We start from the raw sequence: 18,447 nt of genomic DNA, 5'->3' as shown, positions 1-18,447 counted from the left end.
AGAACGTGCCGGAGCGGCCCGGGCTCGGTTCCCGGAAGCCTTCGGTCGCGATGCCCCAGTGTCCGGACGAACGCACGGTGCCCAGCACCCCCGCAGGGGTACTGGGCACCGTCGGCCCGGTCGGCCGGGTTCAGCTCAGCGCAGCGCTCAGTGGGCGTGGCCGTGGCCGTGGCCCGCGGCGGCCGGCTCTTCCTCTTCCTTCTTCTCGACGACCAGGGTCTCGGTCGTCAGGAGGAGGGACGCGATGGAGGCGGCGTTCTCCAGGGCCGAGCGGGTGACCTTCACCGGGTCGATGACGCCGGCCTTGACCAGGTCGCCGTACTCGCCGGTGGCGGCGTTGAAGCCCTGGCCCTTGTCGAGCTCGGCGACCTTGGAGGTGATGACGTAGCCCTCCAGGCCGGCGTTCTCGGCGATCCAGCGCAGCGGCTCGACGGCGGCCTTGCGGACGACCGCGACACCGGTGGCCTCGTCGCCGGTCTTGCCGAGGTTGCCCTCGAGGACCTTGACGGCGTGGACCAGCGCGGAGCCACCACCGGAGACGATGCCCTCCTCGACCGCGGCGCGGGTCGCGGAGATGGCGTCCTCCAGACGGTGCTTGCGCTCCTTCAGCTCCACCTCGGTGGCGGCGCCGACCTTGATCACGCACACGCCGCCGGCCAGCTTCGCGAGGCGCTCCTGGAGCTTCTCGCGGTCCCAGTCGGAGTCCGTGTTCTCGATCTCGGCCTTGATCTGGGCGATGCGGCCCTGGACCTCGTCACGCTTGCCGGCACCGTCGACGATCGTGGTGTCGTCCTTGGTGACGGTGATGCGACGGGCGGTGCCGAGCACCTCGAGGCCGACCTGGTCGAGCTTGAGGCCGACCTCCTCGGAGATGACCGTGGCGCCGGTGAGGACGGCCATGTCCTGCAGCATCGCCTTGCGGCGGTCGCCGAAGCCGGGAGCCTTGACGGCCACCGCGTTGAAGGTGCCGCGGATCTTGTTCACGACGAGGGTGGAGAGCGCCTCGCCCTCCAGGTCCTCGGCGATGATCAGCAGCGGCTTCGAGGCGTTGGCCTGGATGACCTTCTCCAGCAGCGGCAGCATGTCCGCGATGGAGGAGATCTTGCCCTGGTTGATGAGGATGTACGGGTCCTCGAGGACGGCCTCCATGCGCTCCTGGTCCGTCACGAAGTACGGCGACAGGTAGCCCTTGTCGAAGGCCATACCCTCGGTGAAGTCCAGCTCCAGACCGAAGGTGTTGGACTCCTCGACGGTGATGACACCGTCCTTGCCGACCTTGTCCATCGCCTCGGCGATCAGCTCGCCGACCTGCTGGTCCTGGGCGGACAGCGCGGCCACGGCGGCGATGTCGGACTTCTCGTCGATCGGGCGGGCGGTGGCGAGGAGGTCCTCGGACACCGCGGCGACGGCCGCGTCGATGCCCTTCTTGAGCAGCGCCGGGGAGGCGCCGGCGGCGACGTTCTTCAGGCCCTCGCGGACCAGTGCCTGGGCCAGCACGGTGGCGGTGGTGGTGCCGTCACCCGCGATGTCGTTGGTCTTGGTCGCCACCTCCTTCACCAGCTGGGCGCCGAGGTTCTCGTACGGGTCCTCGATCTCGACCTCGCGGGCGATCGTGACACCGTCGTTGGTGATGGTCGGGGCGCCGAACTTCTTGTCGATGACGACGTTGCGGCCCTTGGGGCCGATCGTCACCTTCACCGTGTCGGCGAGCTTGTTGACGCCGCGCTCGAGGGCGCGACGGGCGTCCTCGTCGAACTTCAGGATCTTCGCCATGGGAGCGTGAGCCCTCTTCCGGAAATCTCGGGGTTATACGGCACTGCGCCCCCGACACCCGGCTTTTTATGGACGCGGGAGCCAGGGGCGCAGCTGGAAAGCAAGGTGCTTCGGTGAATTACTTCTCGACGATCGCGAGCACGTCGCGGGCCGAGAGGACGAGGTACTCCTCGCCGTTGTACTTCACCTCGGTGCCGCCGTACTTGCTGTAGAGCACGACGTCGCCGACGCTGACGTCGAGCGGAAGACGGTTGCCGTCCTCGAAGCGGCCCGGACCAACGGCCAGGACGACGCCCTCCTGGGGCTTCTCCTTGGCGGTGTCCGGAATGACCAGGCCCGAAGCCGTGGTCTGCTCGGCGTCGAGCGGCTGGACCACAATGCGGTCCTCGAGCGGCTTGATGGCAACCTTGGAGCTGGTGGTCGTCACGATCCGACCTCCCCCTTCGGAGATCTCACGGGGTTAACTGTCTGAGGTGGCGACCAGGTGGATCCGTCGTCGCGGGTGCCGGACCTGCCCGTCGCGTAGTTGGCACTCTCCGGTGGGGAGTGCCAGGGTCGAGACTATGACCGTGATTAGCACTCGGTCAAGCGGAGTGCCAATGCCGACGGCGCGTCGGGGGTATTTCGGCGGGAAGCGGGGGTCCGGGGGCCGCCACCCCGGCATCAAGAAGTCAGCGCAGGATGACCGAGCAGACGTCGGAGCAGGGCGTCCGAGCAGACGTCGGAACAGGGCGTCAGAGGTAGTCGCTCAGGCGTCCCACCCTCAGCCCCTGCTCCTCGATCGTCTCCAGCAGACGTTCCGTGCGGGTGCTCAGGCCCAGGCCCGTCGGGTGGTCCGGGTCGACGGACACGATGTCGCCGGGGTGGAGGCGGTGCTCGCCGCGGGTGTAGGTCAGGTCGCCGTCGCCGTCCAGGGTCGCCCGCCACAGGACGACCGTCGCGATACCGCAGTCGGCGGCGGCGCGCAGGGTCGTGGTGTCGTACGTGCCGTAGGGCGGGCGGAAGAGGTGGGGGCGGACGCCGAAGCGGGACCTGAGCTTGGTCTGCTGGCCGCAGATCTCGGCGCGCTGGCCGGCGTAGGGCAGGCCGCGCAGGGAGCGGTGGTCCAGGGTGTGGTTCTGCAGGCTCGCGCCGACCGAGCGGAGCCGGGCGAAGTGGCCGTACGCGGGTCCGGCGACGGTGTCGGTGAGGAACAGGGTGACGGGTAGCCGCCGTTCGCGGACCAGGGCGGTGAAGTGCGGATCCCGCTCGGCGCTGTCGTCGAAGGTGAGGAAGACGACCCGGTCCGTGGTGCGGACGTGGTCCACGACAGGCGGCAGGTTCTGCCCCCGGTCGCCGCCCTGAGCGGGCTCACCGGCCGCCGGCTGCTGCGCGGGGCCGGCGAACTGGGCGCAGCCGGTGAGCAGTACGGCTGCCAGGGCGGCCCCGGCCGGCCGGAACCGCCCGCGCCTCACAGGTAGTCCTCCAGCCGGGCCACGGCGTATCCCTCGGCGGTGACCTTGTCGAGGAACTCGCGGACCATGTCGCGCATGGTGCCGCCCCAGTCGTCCTCGCCCCGGAAGTGGGTGAGGACGATGTCGCCGGGGTGGATCTTCCGGTCCCACTCGCGGTAGTCCCAGTGGTCGGCGAATACCTCCTCGTTCCAGATCGGGGCGTACTGGATGCCGCAGGCCCCGGCGGCGCGCAGGGTGTCGCGGTTGTAGTTGCCGTAGGGCGGGCGGAAGAGGGTGGGGCGCTCGCCGTAGCGCTTCTCGATCACGTCCTGCATGCCGCAGATCTCGCGCTTCTGCTCGGCGTAGGAGAGGCCGGGCAGGTAAGGGTGGTGGAGGGTGTGGTTGTTGAGGGTGACGCCTCGGTCCTGCATCTTCTTGAAGTAGCCGTAGTCCTCCTTCGCCAGGTAGTCGCTGAGGAAGGCGGTGTACGGGATCTTCAGCTCGCTCATCATCCGCAGGAAGGCCGGGTCCTTCTCGGCGCCGTCGTCGATGGTGAGGAAGACGATCTTCTCCTTGGTGGGGATCGAGGTGAAGACCGGCGGGAGGTTCTTCTGGCCGGTCACCTCGAAGCCCTCGCGCGCCTTGATCTCCGGCTTCTTCGCGGGGGGCGGCGGCGCTGTCAGCGGGACCTTCTTCAGCTTCCAGCGCTTGGCGGCGGCGACCCGGGCGGCGTGTGCGGCGCGCAGCTTGGACGCGTAGGCGTCGAGCGCGCGGGCCGGGGGCGCCTGGAGGGGCTGCTGGCCGGCGGCGCCCCGCGCCTCGGAGGCGTCCTGCGCACAGCCGGAGGCGAGGGCGGCGACGGCGAGCGCGGCGACACCGCCGCGCATCCGGAGCCCTGGGGAGGACACCTGGAACATCCTGGGCGCCCGGATTTTGTCATTTTGTACGACTGCTCGCATGGTGCGGGATCCTCGCAGTCCCCGGCCGTCGAATCCGGCCCGACACCGCGCCGGAGGCACACCATCCACCGACTGGCCCACAATGTTCCGGTGAACGACCTCGACGCCCTCCTCTCCCTGCTCACCCCCGAGGGCCGCGCCCTCCTCGACGAGGTGCGCGACACCGACCCCGCACGGGAGTTGGCGGTCGCGACCCGGCTGCGGCGCACGCACCCCGCCGAGCTGGTGTCGGCCGCGCTCGGGCAGGCGCGGCTGCGGCAGCGGGCGGTGGCGAAGTTCGGGGCCGAGGACGCCGGGCGGATGCTCTTCACACCCAACGGGGTCGAGCAGTCGACGCGGGCGAGCGTGGCCGCGTACCGGGCCGAGCGGATGTCGGCCCTGGGCGTGGCCTCGGTCGCCGACCTGTGCTGCGGGATCGGCGGGGACGCGATCGCGTTGGCCCGGGCCGGTATCCGGGTGCTGGCCGTGGACCGGGACCCGGCGACGGCCGCCGCCGCCCGCGCCAACGCCGGGGCGCTGGGGCTGGACGAGCTGATCGAGGTCCGCGAGGCGGATGTCACGGAAGTCGACACCGGTGGGTACGACGCCGTGTTCGTCGATCCCGCGCGGCGGGGCGGGCGCGGCCGGATCTTCGATCCCGAGGCGTACTCGCCGCCGCTGTCCTGGGCGGTCGAGGCGGCCCGTACGGCTCCCCGCGCCGCCGCGCTGAAGGTCGCGCCCGGCATTCCGCACGAGGCGGTGCCGGACGGCGCCGAGGCGGAATGGATCTCCGACGGCGGCGACGTGAAGGAGGCCGTGCTGTGGTTCGGCACGGCGCCGGGGGCGGTGCGCGCCACGCTGCTGCCGGGGCCCCGCACCCTGCTCGGCGCCGGCCTGCCCGACCCGGAGGTCCGCACGCCCGGCCGGTACCTCTACGAGCCGGACGGCGCCGTCATCCGCGCCCACCTCGTCGCCGAGGTCGCCGAGCAGGTCGGCGGGGGGCTGCTCGACGCGACCATCGCGTACGTCACCGCGGACGAACTGCTGCCGACGGCGTACGCCGCGGCCTACGAGATCACCGACCGGATGCCCTTCAACGTCAAGAAGCTGAAGGCGCTGCTGCGGGAGCGCCGGGTCGGCAACCTGACCGTGAAGAAGCGGGGCTCGGCGGTCGAGCCGGAGGAGCTGCGGCGGAAGGTCAAGCCCCAGGGGCCGAACGCGGCGACGGTGTTCATGACCCGGGTCGCGGGGGCGCCGACGATGCTGATCGGGCATCCGGCGGACAGGCTCTAGCCGTCCGTTCCCCGCGCCCGGCGCGTCAGCAGCTCGCGTTCGCGTTCGTTGCGGGCCAAGGACGCGGCGCGTTCGAACTCCGTGCGGGCCTCGGCCACGCGGCCCAGGCGGAGCAGGAGGTCGCCGCGGACGCTGGGGAGCAGGTGGTAGTCGCGCAGGGCGGGTTCGGCGGCGAGGGCGTCGACGAGGATGAGCGCCGGGGCGGGTCCCTCGGCCATCGACACGGCGACCGCGCGGTTGAGTTCGACGACCGGGGACGGGGCGCGCGCCGCGAGCAGGCCGTAGAGCGTGGCGATGCGCGGCCAGTCGGTCTCCTCGTACGTGAACGCCGTCGCGTGGCAGGCGGCGATCGCGGCCTGGAGCGCGTACGGGCCCGGCGCGCCGGAGCCGGCGGTGTGGGCGCGGTCGAGGGCGGTGATGCCGCGGGCGATGAGCATGCGGTTCCAGCGGCGGCGGTTCTGGTCCTTGAGGAGCACCGGCGCGCCGCCGGGGCCGGTGCGGGCGGCGGTGCGGGACGCCTGGAACTCCAGCAGGGCGGCCAGACCGTGGACCTCCGGCTCCTTCGGCATCAGCGCGCAGAGCACGCGGGCCAGGCGAAGGGCGTCCTCGCACAGGGCCGGGCGGAGCCAGTCGTCTCCGGCGGTGGCCGCGTACCCCTCGTTGAAGATCAGATAGATGACCTCCAGGACCGAGCCGAGGCGGGCCGCCCGGTCCTGGCCGTACGGCACCTCGAAGGCGACGTTTCTCGTGGCCAGGGTGCGTTTGGCGCGCACGATGCGCTGTGCGACCGTCGGTTCCGGGACGAGAAAGGCGCGGGCGATCTCGGGTGTGGTGAGGCCACCGAGCAGGCGCAGGGTGAGGGCGATGCGGGCCTCGGCGGACAGCACCGGGTGGCAGGCGGTGAAGACCAGCCGCAACAGGTCGTCGTCGATGTCGTCGGGGCCGGCGGGCTCCTCGGGCGGTGCGGCCGCGGTGGGCAGGTCCCGGCCGATCTCCGCCAGCTTGCGGGCGTAGTTCTCCCGGCGCCGGATCAGGTCGACGGCGCGGCGCCGGGCGGTGGCCATGAGCCAGGCGCCCGGGTTGTCGGGCACGCCGTCCCGGGGCCACTGCTCCAGGGCCGCGACCAGGGCGTCCTGCGTGAGTTCCTCGGCGATACCGACGTCCCGGACCAGGCGGGCGACGCCGGCGATGACCCGGGGCGACTCCAGGCGGAAGACGGTTTCGAGGGCCTCGGTGGGCTGTGGTTCCACAGCCCACCATGCAACACCCTCGGGCCCGCGGGGCGGAACTCCGGTCAGCCCTCCATCAGCTCCCGCACCTCGCAGGTCACCGTCCAGTACTCCTCGTGCGCCTTCAGGAAGCGCTTGGTCCACTCGATCGCCTCGGCCTTGTCCTTGGCCTGCAGGAGCGAGTAGCCGCCGATGACCTCCTTGGACTCGGTGAAGGGCCCGTCGGTGACGGACAGCTGCCCGCCCTCGTAGTGGACGCGGGTGCCCTGGGCCGTCGGGGTGAGCCCGGCGGTGTCGAGCAGGACGCCGGCCTTCGTCATCTCCTCCATCAGCTTCTCCATACGCTGCACCAGCTCGGGGCTGGGGCCGCCGGAGAGGGCGTCGCTCTCCTCGATCCGGATCAGCGACAGGTAGCGGGGCATGGTGACTCCTGGGGGTGGTTCGGGCCGGGCCCTTCCCGGCCTCTCACCCCGTGCGTCGAACGGGCGGGCCGTGGATCGACAACCCTCCGGGATTTTCCGGAGATTCCTCAGCGCCGCAGCGATTCCCACAGGTCAGCGGCGTCCGGCTCCTCGGCCACCACCCGGTTGGCGTCCCAGGGCGCCGGTACGACGGGCATCGTCACCGTGCGAACGTCGTCCGCCGACAGGCCCCCGAGGCTGCGGCCGAGGCTCATCAGCTCGCCCAGCGAGTCCAGGCCGGTGTCGGTGGTGAGGCTGCCGGTGACCGCGTCGGTGACCTGGTACAGCTGCGCGGGGTCGGTGAGCAGGTCGGTGGCGGAGATCTGCTCCAGCAGCGCCTTCACCAGCTTCTGCTGGAGCTGTATGCGGGCGAGGTCGCTGCCGCCCTCGAGTCCGTAACGGGTGCGGGCCAGACCGAGGGCCTCGGTGCCGTCGAGGTGGTGGGTGCCGGCGTCCAGGTGGAGGTGGCTCCTGTCGTCGTCGATGTCCACGTCGGTGGTGACGGTCACGCCGCCGAGCGCGTCGACCAGCTTGGCGAAGCCGGAGAAGTCGATCTCGATGTAGTGGTCCATGCGGACGCCGGTCATCGACTCGACGGTCTTGACCGCGCAGACCGGCCCGCCCAGAGCGTAGGCGGTGTTGAACATCGCGCCGCTCGCTTCCCGGGTCTCACCGCCGGACGGCAGCGGGCAGGACGGGCGGGTGACGAGCGTGTCGCGCGGGATGCTCACGACGGTGGCGGTTGTCCGGCCCGCGTCGAGGTGGACGACCATCGCGGTGTCCGAACGGGCGCCCTCGCTGTCGCCGCCGCCGAGTTCCTGGTTCTCCTCGCCGCTGCGCGAGTCCGAGCCGAGGACCAGGATGTTCAGGGCTCCGGTGGGCACGGGGGACGCCGAGGGCGAGGCGGAGGGGGCCGTGACCGGCCGCGCGGGGCGGTCGTCGCCGAGCGCGCCGTTGATGTCGACGCTCTGGATGTTGCCGTTCAGGTGCCAGTAGGCCCAGCCCGCCGCGGCGACCCCGAGCAACAGGGCGCCGGCCAGGGCGAGGCCTGCCGCCTTCAGCCCCTTCGAGCGCCCGCCCCGCCCACCCCGCGCAGTCATGCGTCCGCCCCCGCCCGTGCCGGTACCGTTCCGCGTCCCCACGCGAATGCCCCTCAAGGAGGAACATAAGTCCGAATTGTTGGGAGCGGACCCGTGCGGGTCGTCATTCTGCGGAAATTCTCAGACTTCGGAGGACCGCCGAACATTTCGAAGGAGACGGTGAGCGACTTGAGTCGACGGCGCGCGGCCTGGTCAGCGGTGAGCGGCTCGAATTGGCGGTGAGCGCTCGGATCGGCGGTGGGCGGCTCGGGTCAGACGGCCGGAGGCGCCCCCGTACTGCTGCGCACCTCCAGGCTCGTGGCCAGCTCCACCCGGGTCGCCGCCGCGGACCCGTCGTCCCTCCCGAGGTCCAGGACCAGCCGGGCCGCCGCCTCGGCCATCTCCATGAGCGGCTGCCGTACGGTCGTCAGCGGCGGCCCCACCCAGCGGGCCACCGGCAGGTCGTCGAACCCGACCACGCTCAGGTCCTGCGGGATGCGCAGCCCCAGCTCGCGCGCGGCCTCGTACAGCCCGAGCGCCTGGAGGTCGTTGCCGGCGAAGACGGCGGTCGGCCGGTCGGGGCGGCGCAGCAGTTCCAGGCCCTGCCGGTAACCGGCCTCGTGATGGAAGTCGCCGGTCACGATGAGATCCGGGTCGACGGGCAGCCCGGCCGTCTCCAGGGCGGCCCGGTAGCCGTCGACGCGGGCGCGGCTGCACATCATCCGGGTGGGCCCGCTGATCGCGCCGATCCGGATGTGCCCGAGGTCGATCAGGTGCCTGGTGGCGGCGAGTCCGCCCTGCCAGTTGGTGGCGCCGATGGACGGCACGTCGGCGCCGGGGTCGCCGGCCGGGTCCATCACCACGAACGGGATGGAGCGGCTGGTGAGCAGGGCCCGCTGGGACTCGTCAAGGCCGGACAGGACGAGGATCACGCCGTGCGGACGGCGAGCGGCGACCTGGTCGGCCCAGGTCCGGCCGGGTGTGAGGCGCCCCGCGCTCTCGGAGAGGACGACGCTGAGCCCCGCGTCCCGCGCCACGTTCTCCACGCCCCGGATGACCTCCATCGCCCAGGCGCTCTCCAGTTCGTGGAAGACCAGGTCGATCAGGGGGGAGCGGCTCGCCTCGGCCCGCCGCCGCCGGTAGCCGTGGGTGCGCAACAGCTCCTCCACGCGGGCCCGGGTCCCGGGGGCGACGTCGGCGCGGCCGTTGAGGACCTTCGAAACAGTCGGCGCCGACACACCGGCCTCACGCGCGATCTCGGCGAGGGTCGCGGTCTGCGCGGACCGCCTTTGCGTGCGGGTTTCAGCGGGCTGCGGGGATGTCATGGCGGCGATCGTATCCCTGTGGGCCTTCTTGACGCAGTCTTCGGTGAGCCACGGACCATCGGATCGTTCGCTTTGGATGCCGAAACATTCGACCTTTCGGCGTCAGTGGGCGGCCACCGACTCGAAGCGCCACCGGTGAACCGCCCGCATGACCAGGCCCCCGTCCGGCTCGGGAAGTTCCGGCAGCTCGGCGTCGTAGTCGGCGTCCCACCAGGTGATGACGAGGACCCGGTCCTGCGGGGCACGCAGCACCTCCCTGCGCAGGGGGGTGCCGCCGAGCGGCTGTGCCCGTGCCCAGGCCAGCAGTTCCTCGCCCCGACCGGACACGGCCCTCGCCTCCCACATCAGCGCGACGGTCACGAGTACAAGTTCTCCTTGCTGACCTCGTGGACGTGGTCGTGAGCGTGCGTGTGGCCGTGGCCCGGCACGTGCGGTTCGGTCACCGGCAGGGAGGAGTCGGCCGAGAGGTCCCAGTCGGAGGCGGCCCGGCCCCGGGCGACCATCTCCGCGCCGAGCGCCGCCACCATCGCCCCGTTGTCCGTGCACAGCTTGGGCCGCGGGACGCGCAGCCGGATGCCGGCCGCCTCGCAGCGCTCCTGGGCCAGGGCCCGCAGCCGGGAGTTGGCGGCCACGCCGCCGCCGATCATCAGGTGGTCGACGCCCTGGTCCTTGCAGGCCCGCACGGCCTTGCGGGTCAGCACGTCCACGACCGCCTCCTGGAAGGACGCCGACACGTCCCGCACCGGCACCTCCTCCCCCGCCGCCCGCTTGGCCTCGATCCAGCGGGCCACGGCCGTCTTCAGCCCGGAGAAGGAGAAGTCGTACGCCGGGTCGCGCGGGCCGGTCAGGCCACGCGGGAAGGCGATCGCGTTCGGGTCGCCCTCGCGCGCGTAGCGGTCGATGACCGGGCCGCCGGGGAAGCCCAGGTTCAGCACCCGGGCGATCTTGTCGAAGGCCTCGCCGGCCGCGTCGTCGATGGTGGCGCCCATCGGGCGGACGTCGGAGGTGATGTCCGACGACAGCAGCAGGGAGGAGTGACCGCCGGAGACCAGCAGCGCCATCGTCGGCTCGGGCAGCGGACCGTGTTCCAGCTGGTCGACGCAGATGTGCGAGGCGAGGTGGTTGACGCCGTACAGGGGCTTGCCGAGGGCGTAGGCGTACGCCTTCGCCGCCGAGACGCCGACCAGCAGGGCGCCGGCGAGGCCGGGCCCGGCGGTGACGGCGATGCCGTCGAGGTCGCGGGCGCCGACCCCGGCCTCCTTCAGGGCGCGGTCGATGGTGGGGACCATCGCCTCCAGGTGGGCGCGGCTCGCCACCTCGGGGACGACGCCGCCGAAGCGGGCGTGCTCGTCCACGCTGGACGCGACGGCGTCGGCCAGCAGGGTGGTGCCCCGGACGACACCGACACCGGTCTCGTCGCAGGAGGTCTCGATCCCCAGGACCAGAGGTTCGTCAGGCATGGTTGTCGGTTCCTCGTTCGGTTCCCGGTACGGAGGTGGAAGGGTCGGTCAGTCGCATCACCAGGGCGTCCACGTTCCCCGGCTGGTAGTAGCCGCGTCTGAAGCCGATGGGCTCGAAGCCGAAGCGCTCGTACAGCCGTTGGGCGCGGGTGTTGTCCACCCGGCACTCCAGCAGCACCTCGGCGCACTCGAAGGCGGTCGCCGCCCGCAGCAGTTCGGTCAGCAGCCGCGCGCCGAGGCCGGTGCCCCAGTGGTCGCGGGCGACGGCGATGGTCTGCACGTCGGCCTGGTCCCCCGAGATGACGAGGCCCGCGTAGCCGACGACCCGGCCGTCCTTCTCGGCGACCAGGTACCGACGGGTCGCCCCGGGGCCGCGCGCGTGGGCCAGCTCGGACCAGAACATCCCCCGCGACCAGGCGTCCTCCGGGAACAGTTCCCGTTCCATCCGGAGCACGGGGTCGATGTCCCACCAGCGCATCTCGCGCAGTCCGGCGTGGACGGGCGGGGTCACGGGCTCGGTCGCTCCGGTCACTTCGGGGTGACCACCTTGTAGTTCTTGGGGACCTGGGCGTCGGGCCGGCGCAGGTACAGCGGCCGGGGAGGGGGCAGCTCCTCGCCCGCCGCGAGCTTCTCGGCGGCCAGGCACGCGAGGGCGGCGGCGGACACGTGCTCGGGCTCGTGCGCCTTCGGGAAGGTGTCCGGGTACAGCAGCGCGCCCGCGCCGACGGCCGGGAGTCCGGCCACCTGCTCGGCGATGTCGGCGGGGCGGTCCACCGCCGGGTCGGTGAGGCGGGTGCGGGAGTCCGCGTACCGGGCCCAGTAGACCTCCTTGCGGCGGGCGTCGGTCGCCACCACGAAGGGGCCCTCCAGGTCGGCGGACCGGGCGAGGCCGTCCAGCGTGCACACGCCGTGTACGGGCACGCCGAGCGCGAGGCCGAAGGTGTCCGCGGTCATGAGGCCGACGCGCAGCCCCGTGTACGGGCCGGGACCGACGCCGGCGACGATGCCCGTGACTGCGTCGAGCCGCAGACCGGCCTCGGCGAGCACCCGGTCGACGGCGGGCAGCAGCAGCTCACCGTGCCGGCGTGCGTCCACCTGGCTCGACGAGGCGATGACGTCCGTACCGTCGTGCAGCGCGACGGTCACGGCGGGCGTGGCGGTATCCAGAGCGAGCAAGAGCACGCAAACAGCCTACGGCGCCGCGGGGCCCGTGGCGGACGCCCGGTCGGCGCTTCAGGCACCCGTACCGGCACCGGCACCCCGTGTCGCGCACCGCGTCCGAGCGGTCACGGGCTGCTACGGTCGCCGGGAACGGACGCACGACGTACGACGACGAGGTGGTCGCCAGTGGCAAGCAGCAGCGCCGGTCTCGTCACCGGCCTCACCACGGCGGCCCTCGCCACGATCGGCGTCCTCGGCTACCAGGCGTCGGCCACCGCCCCGGCCGACCTCGGCCGGACCCACGCGAGCAGCACGCCCGCCCCCGGCGCCTCCAAGGCCCCCCGCGACAGGCGGCACCCGAACGCCCTGCCCGCGGGCTCCGGGAGGGGTGAACGGGTGGTGTACTCGGTGGACGACGACCGGGTGTGGCTGGTCGGCGCGGGCAACAAGGTCGAGCGCACCTTCAAGGTCACGCCCAGCCCGGTCGACCCGGTGCCGGGCACCTACGCGGTCACGTCCCGCTCGAACCGGGTCACCGGGTCCGACGGCATCCCGGTCGAGCACGTCGTGCGCTTCACCAGCGTCAAGGGCGTGGTCATCGGGTTCAGCGCGGCCGTGGACGGCTCGACGGCGAAGCCGAAAGCGGGTGAGCGCACCGGCGGCATCCGGGAGACGCGCGCGGACGGCGACGCGATGTGGCGGTTCGCGACGATCGGGCAGCAGGTCGTCGTCGTTCCCTGACGCGGTGACGAAACGCCGGAGTACCGAAGTGCCGCGGCCGTGCGGTTCAGGCGGCCTCGCGGTGCTCCCGGACGGGGTGGCACGTCTCCGGCTCGGGCGCGCGTGGCGGCGTCGATACGGCCGCCGCGGCGGCGCAGGACGCGAGCAGGTCGTGCATGGACACCCCGGTGAGCGCTGGCGGCTGCGGCCGCCGTCGGGCCTGCGGCTGCGGCTCGGTCTCCGGCATGGACGCCTCCTGAAGGTCGGGGGCGGGCGTAGTTAGGCATGCCTAACTACGAGCTGGATACCATGTGACCACGCGCGAGACCCCGAACGCAATATCTTCCCGACGTCTTGTCGGAACGTCCCCCGGAGGAGGGGCGTCGGCTCGGAGCGCCGGCCAGGACCGGGAGCGTCGGCTCAGACGGCGAGCACGCTGAGGTCGGCCGCTGCCCAGCGCTCGCCGACGCCCGTCAGCGTCACGTGCCGCACCTCGTCGGTGGTGTCACCCACGGCCCGGTGGATCCAAAGCTGCAACCGGTCGTCGGTCAGCTCCTCGACCTTGCCCTCCCCCCACTCGACGACGATCACCGAGTCGGCCAGGGAGACGTCGAGGTCGAGGTCCTCCATCTCGTCCAGTCCGCCGGACAGCCGGTAGGCGTCGACGTGGACGAGCGGCGGACCGTCGCCGAGGGAGGGGTGCACGCGCGCGATCACGAAGGTCGGGGAGGTGACTGCGCCTCGGACGCCCATGCCCTCGCCGAGCCCCCGGGTCAGCGTCGTCTTGCCCGCGCCCAGCTCCCCGCTGAGCATCAGCAGGTCCCCGGCACGCAGCACTTTGGCGAGCCTGCGGCCCAGTTCCCGCATCTGCTCGGGAGAGGTGACGGTGATCTCGACGTCGGGTGCGGGCTCGGAGGGCTCAGCCGGGCCCTGCGGTGCTGCTGGTGCTTCCATAGCCATCAACGGTAGCCGCTGCCGGCACCGCGCCCGCGCGGGCGAGCAGGTCGGCGAGGCGGTCGGTGACCAGCTCCGGATGCTCCAGCATCACCAGATGCCCGGCGTCGGGGACGAGCACCAGCTCCGCGTCCGGCAGCAGGTCGGCGACCGCCTCGCTGTGCTCGCTCGGCGTGACCAGGTCCCGCACCCCGGCCAGCACGAGGACCGGCAGGCCGGCGAAGTGGGCGAGGGCCGCGGTCTTGTCGTGGTCGTTGAAGGCCGGGTAGTACTCGGCGACCACGTCGATCGGCGTCGACTCGATCATCCGCTCGGCGAAGCGGGCCACGGCCGGGTCGACGTCCCGGGACGCGAACGAGTACCGCTTGATGATCCCGGCGAACAGGTCCGCCGTCGCCCGCCGCCCCTTCTCCACCAGGTCGGCCCGCTGCCCCAGCGCCTTGAGCACGCCCGGCAGCACCCGCCGGACCGCGTTGACGCCGGCCACCGGCAGGCCGAAGTTGACCTCGCCGAGCCGGCCGGAGGACGTGCCGACGAGGGCGACGCCGACGACCCGCTCGCGGACCAGGTCGGGGAACGCGTCGGCCAGCGCCATCACGGTCATGCCGCCCATGGAGTGCCCGACCAGCACGATCGGGCCGTCGGGCACGGCCGCGTCGACGACGGCCTTCAGGTCGCGGCCCAGGTCCTCGATGGTGACCGGCCGGCCGTCCCGCGCCTGGGACACGCCTCGCCCGGAACGGCCGTGGCTGCGCTGGTCCCAGTGCACGGTGCGGACGACGCCCCGCAGGGCGGCCCGCTGGAAGTGCCAGGAGTCCTGGCTGAGGCAGTAGCCGTGACTGAAGACGACGGTCACGGGGGCGGGCGCCTTGCGGCCGAACAGCCGCCGCCTGCGCCGGGTGAGCGCGGACTCCGCCTCGGGTTCGACGTCGTCGACCTCGTAGTACAGCTCGGTGCCGTCGTCGGCGTACGCCTTGCCGGGGTTGCCGCGCAGTCCGCCGTACGGTCCCGCCGAGTCCAGGGCGAGCCGGGCCTTCTGGCGCATCCCGCGGCCGACCGTCAGCCGTTCTATCGCCACGCCGGCCGCCGCGCCCGCCGCGACCACGCCTATGGCGACGCCGGCGACGCCGGTCGCCCGGCGCCAGCCGCCGGCGGCGACCTCGGTGGCCGCTTCCGTGGCGGAGGCGACGGCCGACACGACGGCCTCCGCGTTGCTCTCGGTCACGTACACCGCTCCTCTTCGCCGGGCCGCTGTGCGGATACCCGCTGGTTGCCGATTCACCTGCACGCGCGTCACGCCGTGTGCGGACGCGTCACTCGTTCAGATGGACGCGCGGCACGCGGGATCCGATCCGGGTGACGATCTCGTAGCCGATGGTGCCGGCCGCCTGGGCCCAGTCCTCGGCCGTGGGTTCGCCTCGGTCGCCGGGCCCGAACAGCACCGCCTCGGTGCCCGGCTCCGGCCGGTCCCCGCCCAGGTCGACGACGAACTGGTCCATCGCGATCCGCCCCGCCACCGTGCGCCACTTGCCGTCGACCAGGACGGGACCGGTGGAGGAGGCGTGGCGGGGGACGCCGTCCGCGTAGCCGAGCGGGACGAGCCCGAGGGTCGTCTCGCCGGGGGTCGTGTAGTGGTGCCCGTAGCTGACGCCGTGGCCGCCGGGGACCTGCTTGACCAGGGCGAGCGAGGCGGCCAGCGTCATCACGGGGCGCAGTCCGAAGTCGGCGGGCGTGCCGATCTCGGGGCTGGGCGAGACGCCGTACATCGCGATGCCCGGCCGTACGAGGTCGAAGTGGGCCTCGGGGAGGGTGAGCGTGGCCGGGGAGTTGGCGATGTGCCGCACGTCGGGGCGTACGCCCTGCCGCTCGGCGTAGGCCGTCATCTCGCGGAAGCGGGTGAGCTGGGCGGCGATGGAGGGGTGCCCGGGCTCGTCGGCGCAGGCGAAGTGGGACCAGAGACCGGTGACGCGGAGCAGCCCCTCGCTCTCGGCCCGCAGGGCCTCCCGGACCAGCTCCTCCCAGTCCTCGCCGGGCTGGCAGCCGCCCCGGCCGAGCCCCGTGTCGGCCTTGAGCTGCACGCGCGCGGGGAGCCCGGCACGCCGTGCCGCCTCGGTGAGCTCGTCCAGGGCCCACATGCCGCTGACGGACACGTCGAGATCCGCCTCGACGGCCTCCCGCCAGGGGCCGCCCGGCGTCCACAGCCAGCACATGATCCGTACGTCGTCCGGCAGTCCCGCCTCCGCGCGCAGCGCGAGGGCCTCCTGCGGGGTGGCGGTGCCCAGCCAGGTCGCGCCCGCCGCGACGGCCGCTCGGGCGCACGGGATCGCGCCGTGGCCGTAGGCGTCGGCCTTGACCACGGCCATGAGAGCCGCCCCGGGGGCCCGTTCGCGCAGTGCGCGGACGTTGGCCCGCAGGGCGGCCAGGTCGATCTCGGCACGGGCCCGCGACACCGCGGCCCGCCGAGCAGCTGTCTCACTCATCGTGCCCCCAGTGTCTCAGAGCACCCGGGCCGCGCTTCCGCCGCAGCGCGCCCCGGCCCGCGCGCCCGCCAGTCGCTAGGGTGCCCGGCATGAGCATCATCGGGGTCGGAATCGACGTGGCCGAGGTCGAGCGGTTCGGGCTGTCGCTGGAACGCCGGCCGGCCATGGCACGACGGCTCTTCCTGGAGAGCGAGTTGCTGCTGCCGAGCGGGGAGCGCCGGGGCATCGCCTCGCTCGCCGCCCGGTTCGCGGCGAAGGAGGCCCTGGCCAAGGCGCTCGGCGCGCCGGCGGGGCTGCTCTGGACGGACGCCGAGGTGTACGTCGAGGACAGCGGGCGGCCGCGGCTGCGGGTGGCGGGGACGGTCGCGGCGCGGGCGGCGGAGCTGGGCGTGACGTCGTGGCACGTGTCGCTGAGCCATGACGCGGGGGTGGCGTCGGCGGTGGTGATCGCGGAGGGGTAGGTCGCGCTTCCCCGGGCCGGCGGCGGGCACGGGTCAGCGGCGGGCAGGCGTCGACGGCGGGTGCGGGTCGACGGCGGGTGCGGGTCGTCTCGTCCCGGGGCATGGCGGGGATGATCCGTACGATCATCTGCCCATGGATATGGATGCGGCAACCGGCGGCGTACGGGCGGAAATCGAGATGGTCTCCGTTCCGCCGGGACGGGTGACCCTGGCGGACCGGCGGACGCGGCGCAGCTGGCCGGTGGAGGTCGCGTCCTGTCGGCTGGCGGCGTTTCCGGTCACGCGGGCCGAGTACGCGCGGGTCACCGGGCAGCGGCCCGCCGCGCGGGAGGAGCGGCTGCCCGTCGCGGACGTCTCCTGGGCGGACGCGGTCCGCTTCTGCGACTCCCTGTCACGGCACGAGGGGCTCCGCCCGGCCTACCGCGTCACCGACGACGGTGACGTCGCCTGGGACACCTCCGCCGACGGGTACCGGCTGCCGACCGAGGCCGAATGGGAACACGCCTGCCGCGCCGGGACGGAGGGGCCGCGCTACGGCGCCCTCGACGACATCGCCTGGTACCGGGGCAACTCCCGGGAGCGCGTCCACGAGGTGGGCGGCAGGCGGCCGAACGCCTGGGGCCTCTACGACATGCTCGGCAACGTCTGGGAGTGGTGCTGGGACGTCTACGACGCCGAGGTCTACGGCACCTACCGGGTGCTGCGCGGCGGCGGCTGGTTCGACGAGCACTGGAGCTGCCGGGCCTCCGTACGGCGCCGCAGCCACCCGGCGTTCCGGGTGGACGACGTGGGGTTCCGCGTCGCCCGTTCGGTCGGCGGGGCTGGTCAGGGCCCGGTCGGCTGAACCCGGATGTGCATGCGCTCGCCCTGCGCCCCGTACAGGGCGATCCACTCGACGGGCCTGTCCCCGGCGTTGGCGATGCCGTGCGGGACGCGGGTGTCGAACTCCGCCGTCTCACCGGCCGTCAGGACGAGGTCGTGCTCGCCCAGGGCGAGGAGCAGGCGCCCGGAGAGGACGTAGATCCACTCGTGGCCCTCGTGGGAGCCCTGGCCGGGGCGCGGGGCCGATTCGCTCCGCGCGCCCGGCGGGGCGGGGAGGATCTGCTTGTACGCGTGCAGCCCGTCGTTGGGGTTGCGGGTGAGGGGGATCCAGGTCTGGCCGTGCCGGGTGAAGGGGCGCGGGTGGACGCGGGGGTCGCCGGTCCGGGAGCCGACCAGCTCGTCCAGGGGCAGGCGGTGCGCCCGGGCCAGCGGCAGCAGGTGCCGCAGCCCCGGCTCACGCTGTCCCGACTCCAGCCGGGACAGCGTGCTGACGGAGATGCCGGTGGCGGCGCCGAGCTGGGCCAGCGTCAGACCGCGGGCCTGCCGGATGGCGCGCAGGCGGGCCCCGAGTGAGGTCATCACCTGCGCCGTCTCGTCGTCGTCCATGGCACAACTGTCCCTCACGACGGGGACGGAGTCGTGCGCGTTCCCGGCTGACGGGGAAGACTCGACGGCATGCGGACTGCGTACAGCGTGGAAATGGTCAGGACGGCAGAACGGGAGCTGATGGCACGGCTCCCGGAGGGGGCGTTGATGCAACGGGCCGCGGCCGGGCTCGCCGCCGCCTGTACGGGGGTGCTCCGGCGGGTGGCCGGCCGGATCTACGGCAGCCGGGTGGTGCTGCTCGTCGGAAGCGGG

General features: G+C 72.9%; 21 protein-coding genes and 1 pseudogene. 5 read left to right on the top strand and 17 right to left on the bottom strand.

The window, feature by feature from the left end; genetic code table 11:
- Window positions 1-147: 147 nt before the first annotated feature.
- The 4 genes from groL to EBH09_RS22205 all read right to left on the bottom strand — a co-directional run bounded on the left by groL (window position 148) and on the right by EBH09_RS22205 (window position 4,093).
- A complete protein-coding gene (gene groL / locus EBH09_RS22220; RefSeq protein WP_121748717.1) occupies window positions 148-1,773 on the bottom strand; it encodes a chaperonin GroEL in 1,626 nt (541 codons plus the stop codon).
- A gap of 118 nt (window positions 1,774-1,891) precedes the next feature.
- Window positions 1,892-2,200, bottom strand: a complete 309-nt coding sequence (gene groES / locus EBH09_RS22215; RefSeq protein WP_003974211.1) for a co-chaperone GroES — start codon at window positions 2,198-2,200, stop codon at window positions 1,892-1,894.
- A 307-nt stretch (window positions 2,201-2,507) separates the two neighbouring features.
- On the bottom strand, window positions 2,508-3,227 hold the full coding sequence (locus EBH09_RS22210; RefSeq protein WP_121748716.1) for a polysaccharide deacetylase family protein: 720 nt from the start codon (window positions 3,225-3,227) through the stop codon (window positions 2,508-2,510).
- A complete protein-coding gene (locus EBH09_RS22205) occupies window positions 3,224-4,093 on the bottom strand; it encodes a polysaccharide deacetylase family protein (protein ID WP_121748715.1) in 870 nt (289 codons plus the stop codon). The genes EBH09_RS22210 and EBH09_RS22205 overlap by 4 nt, the downstream gene beginning before the upstream one ends.
- 162 nt (window positions 4,094-4,255) lie before the next feature.
- Between EBH09_RS22205 and EBH09_RS22200 the strand changes: the two genes are divergently transcribed.
- Window positions 4,256-5,437 (top strand): methyltransferase domain-containing protein, encoded by a 1,182-nt coding sequence (locus tag EBH09_RS22200; protein ID WP_193776468.1) that lies wholly within the window; start codon window positions 4,256-4,258, stop codon window positions 5,435-5,437.
- On the opposite strand, the gene EBH09_RS22195 is transcribed toward EBH09_RS22200, so the two are convergent.
- From EBH09_RS22195 to tsaB, 8 genes are all read right to left on the bottom strand, one after another.
- A complete protein-coding gene (locus tag EBH09_RS22195; RefSeq protein WP_121748713.1) occupies window positions 5,434-6,687 on the bottom strand; it encodes a sigma-70 family RNA polymerase sigma factor in 1,254 nt (417 codons plus the stop codon). The genes EBH09_RS22200 and EBH09_RS22195 overlap by 4 nt on opposite strands.
- Window positions 6,688-6,731: 44 nt before the next feature.
- Complete coding sequence (locus EBH09_RS22190) at window positions 6,732-7,088, bottom strand: YciI family protein (protein ID WP_121748712.1); 357 nt, start codon at window positions 7,086-7,088, stop codon at window positions 6,732-6,734.
- 107 nt (window positions 7,089-7,195) lie between these two features.
- Window positions 7,196-8,227, bottom strand: coding sequence for an LCP family protein (locus tag EBH09_RS22185; protein WP_193776467.1), 1,032 nt, complete (start codon window positions 8,225-8,227; stop codon window positions 7,196-7,198).
- Window positions 8,228-8,478: 251 nt separating this feature from the next.
- Window positions 8,479-9,531 carry a LacI family DNA-binding transcriptional regulator gene (locus EBH09_RS22180; protein WP_121748710.1) on the bottom strand — a complete coding sequence of 351 codons (1,053 nt, stop codon included), beginning with the start codon at window positions 9,529-9,531 and terminating at the stop codon, window positions 8,479-8,481.
- Between the two features lie 102 nt (window positions 9,532-9,633).
- A complete protein-coding gene (locus tag EBH09_RS22175; RefSeq protein WP_121748709.1) occupies window positions 9,634-9,891 on the bottom strand; it encodes a hypothetical protein in 258 nt (85 codons plus the stop codon).
- The gene (gene tsaD / locus EBH09_RS22170) at window positions 9,888-10,991 is read right to left on the bottom strand and encodes a tRNA (adenosine(37)-N6)-threonylcarbamoyltransferase complex transferase subunit TsaD (RefSeq protein WP_121748708.1); all 1,104 of its coding nucleotides are present in this window, start codon (window positions 10,989-10,991) and stop codon (window positions 9,888-9,890) included. Before tsaD ends, EBH09_RS22175 begins: the two co-directional genes overlap by 4 nt.
- The gene (gene rimI / locus EBH09_RS22165) at window positions 10,984-11,469 is read right to left on the bottom strand and encodes a ribosomal protein S18-alanine N-acetyltransferase (RefSeq protein WP_121749486.1); all 486 of its coding nucleotides are present in this window, start codon (window positions 11,467-11,469) and stop codon (window positions 10,984-10,986) included. Before rimI ends, tsaD begins: the two co-directional genes overlap by 8 nt.
- A gap of 50 nt (window positions 11,470-11,519) precedes the next feature.
- A complete protein-coding gene (gene tsaB / locus EBH09_RS22160; protein ID WP_121748707.1) occupies window positions 11,520-12,173 on the bottom strand; it encodes a tRNA (adenosine(37)-N6)-threonylcarbamoyltransferase complex dimerization subunit type 1 TsaB in 654 nt (217 codons plus the stop codon).
- Between the two features lie 165 nt (window positions 12,174-12,338).
- Here tsaB and EBH09_RS22155 point away from each other — a divergent pair, with 165 nt between their 5' ends.
- Complete coding sequence (locus EBH09_RS22155; RefSeq protein WP_121748706.1) at window positions 12,339-12,893, top strand: hypothetical protein; 555 nt, start codon at window positions 12,339-12,341, stop codon at window positions 12,891-12,893.
- Window positions 12,894-12,939: 46 nt separating this feature from the next.
- Here EBH09_RS22155 and EBH09_RS22150 read toward each other — a convergent pair whose 3' ends face one another.
- From EBH09_RS22150 to alr, 4 genes are all read right to left on the bottom strand, one after another.
- Window positions 12,940-13,119: a hypothetical protein gene (locus tag EBH09_RS22150; protein ID WP_121748705.1), complete on the bottom strand. Its 180-nt coding sequence runs from the start codon at window positions 13,117-13,119 to the stop codon at window positions 12,940-12,942.
- Between the two features lie 173 nt (window positions 13,120-13,292).
- Complete coding sequence (tsaE, locus tag EBH09_RS22145) at window positions 13,293-13,826, bottom strand: tRNA (adenosine(37)-N6)-threonylcarbamoyltransferase complex ATPase subunit type 1 TsaE (protein WP_193776466.1); 534 nt, start codon at window positions 13,824-13,826, stop codon at window positions 13,293-13,295.
- Window positions 13,792-15,051, bottom strand: coding sequence for an alpha/beta hydrolase (locus EBH09_RS22140; protein ID WP_193776465.1), 1,260 nt, complete (start codon window positions 15,049-15,051; stop codon window positions 13,792-13,794). The genes tsaE and EBH09_RS22140 overlap by 35 nt, the downstream gene beginning before the upstream one ends.
- Window positions 15,052-15,139: 88 nt before the next feature.
- Window positions 15,140-16,306 carry an alanine racemase gene (gene alr / locus EBH09_RS22135; protein WP_121748702.1) on the bottom strand — a complete coding sequence of 389 codons (1,167 nt, stop codon included), beginning with the start codon at window positions 16,304-16,306 and terminating at the stop codon, window positions 15,140-15,142.
- Window positions 16,307-16,395: 89 nt separating this feature from the next.
- Here alr and EBH09_RS22130 point away from each other — a divergent pair, with 89 nt between their 5' ends.
- Together EBH09_RS22130 and EBH09_RS22125 are read left to right on the top strand one after the other, a co-directional pair.
- Complete coding sequence (locus EBH09_RS22130) at window positions 16,396-16,767, top strand: holo-ACP synthase (protein WP_121748701.1); 372 nt, start codon at window positions 16,396-16,398, stop codon at window positions 16,765-16,767.
- A 139-nt stretch (window positions 16,768-16,906) separates the two neighbouring features.
- On the top strand, window positions 16,907-17,611 hold the full coding sequence (locus tag EBH09_RS22125) for a formylglycine-generating enzyme family protein (protein ID WP_238697446.1): 705 nt from the start codon (window positions 16,907-16,909) through the stop codon (window positions 17,609-17,611).
- On the opposite strand, the gene EBH09_RS22120 is transcribed toward EBH09_RS22125, so the two are convergent.
- Window positions 17,593-18,195 carry an XRE family transcriptional regulator gene (locus EBH09_RS22120; RefSeq protein ID WP_121748699.1) on the bottom strand — a complete coding sequence of 201 codons (603 nt, stop codon included), beginning with the start codon at window positions 18,193-18,195 and terminating at the stop codon, window positions 17,593-17,595. The two genes, EBH09_RS22125 and EBH09_RS22120, sit on opposite strands and share 19 nt — an antisense overlap.
- A gap of 69 nt (window positions 18,196-18,264) precedes the next feature.
- Here EBH09_RS22120 and EBH09_RS22115 point away from each other — a divergent pair.
- Window positions 18,265-18,447 (top strand): annotated as a pseudogene (locus EBH09_RS22115) (bifunctional ADP-dependent NAD(P)H-hydrate dehydratase/NAD(P)H-hydrate epimerase); the annotation flags it as partial.

It is taken from the genome of Streptomyces sp. E2N166, assembly GCF_003671715.1.
GTDB classification, from domain to species: domain Bacteria; phylum Actinomycetota; class Actinomycetes; order Streptomycetales; family Streptomycetaceae; genus Streptomyces; species Streptomyces thinghirensis.
This window is presented reverse-complemented; position numbering and strand designations above follow the sequence as displayed.

What these genes read in the sequence shown, in the direction of transcription:
- groL (WP_121748717.1), bottom strand. Translation starts at nt 1,773, where the DNA reads ATGGCGAAGATCCTGAAGTTCGACGAGGACGCCCGTCGCGCCCTCGAG.
- EBH09_RS22205 (WP_121748715.1), bottom strand. Translation starts at nt 4,093, where the DNA reads ATGCGCGGCGGTGTCGCCGCGCTCGCCGTCGCCGCCCTCGCCTCCGGC.
- EBH09_RS22190 (WP_121748712.1), bottom strand. Translation starts at nt 7,088, where the DNA reads ATGCCCCGCTACCTGTCGCTGATCCGGATCGAGGAGAGCGACGCCCTC.
- EBH09_RS22185 (WP_193776467.1), bottom strand. Translation starts at nt 8,227, where the DNA reads ATGACTGCGCGGGGTGGGCGGGGCGGGCGCTCGAAGGGGCTGAAGGCG.
- EBH09_RS22180 (WP_121748710.1), bottom strand. Translation starts at nt 9,531, where the DNA reads ATGACATCCCCGCAGCCCGCTGAAACCCGCACGCAAAGGCGGTCCGCG.
- tsaD (WP_121748708.1), bottom strand. Translation starts at nt 10,991, where the DNA reads ATGCCTGACGAACCTCTGGTCCTGGGGATCGAGACCTCCTGCGACGAG.
- rimI (WP_121749486.1), bottom strand. Translation starts at nt 11,469, where the DNA reads ATGCGCTGGTGGGACATCGACCCCGTGCTCCGGATGGAACGGGAACTG.
- EBH09_RS22150 (WP_121748705.1), bottom strand. Translation starts at nt 13,119, where the DNA reads ATGCCGGAGACCGAGCCGCAGCCGCAGGCCCGACGGCGGCCGCAGCCG.
- tsaE (WP_193776466.1), bottom strand. Translation starts at nt 13,826, where the DNA reads ATGGAAGCACCAGCAGCACCGCAGGGCCCGGCTGAGCCCTCCGAGCCC.
- alr (WP_121748702.1), bottom strand. Translation starts at nt 16,306, where the DNA reads ATGAGTGAGACAGCTGCTCGGCGGGCCGCGGTGTCGCGGGCCCGTGCC.
- EBH09_RS22130 (WP_121748701.1), top strand. Translation starts at nt 16,396, where the DNA reads ATGAGCATCATCGGGGTCGGAATCGACGTGGCCGAGGTCGAGCGGTTC.
- EBH09_RS22125 (WP_238697446.1), top strand. Translation starts at nt 16,907, where the DNA reads ATGGATGCGGCAACCGGCGGCGTACGGGCGGAAATCGAGATGGTCTCC.
- EBH09_RS22120 (WP_121748699.1), bottom strand. Translation starts at nt 18,195, where the DNA reads ATGGACGACGACGAGACGGCGCAGGTGATGACCTCACTCGGGGCCCGC.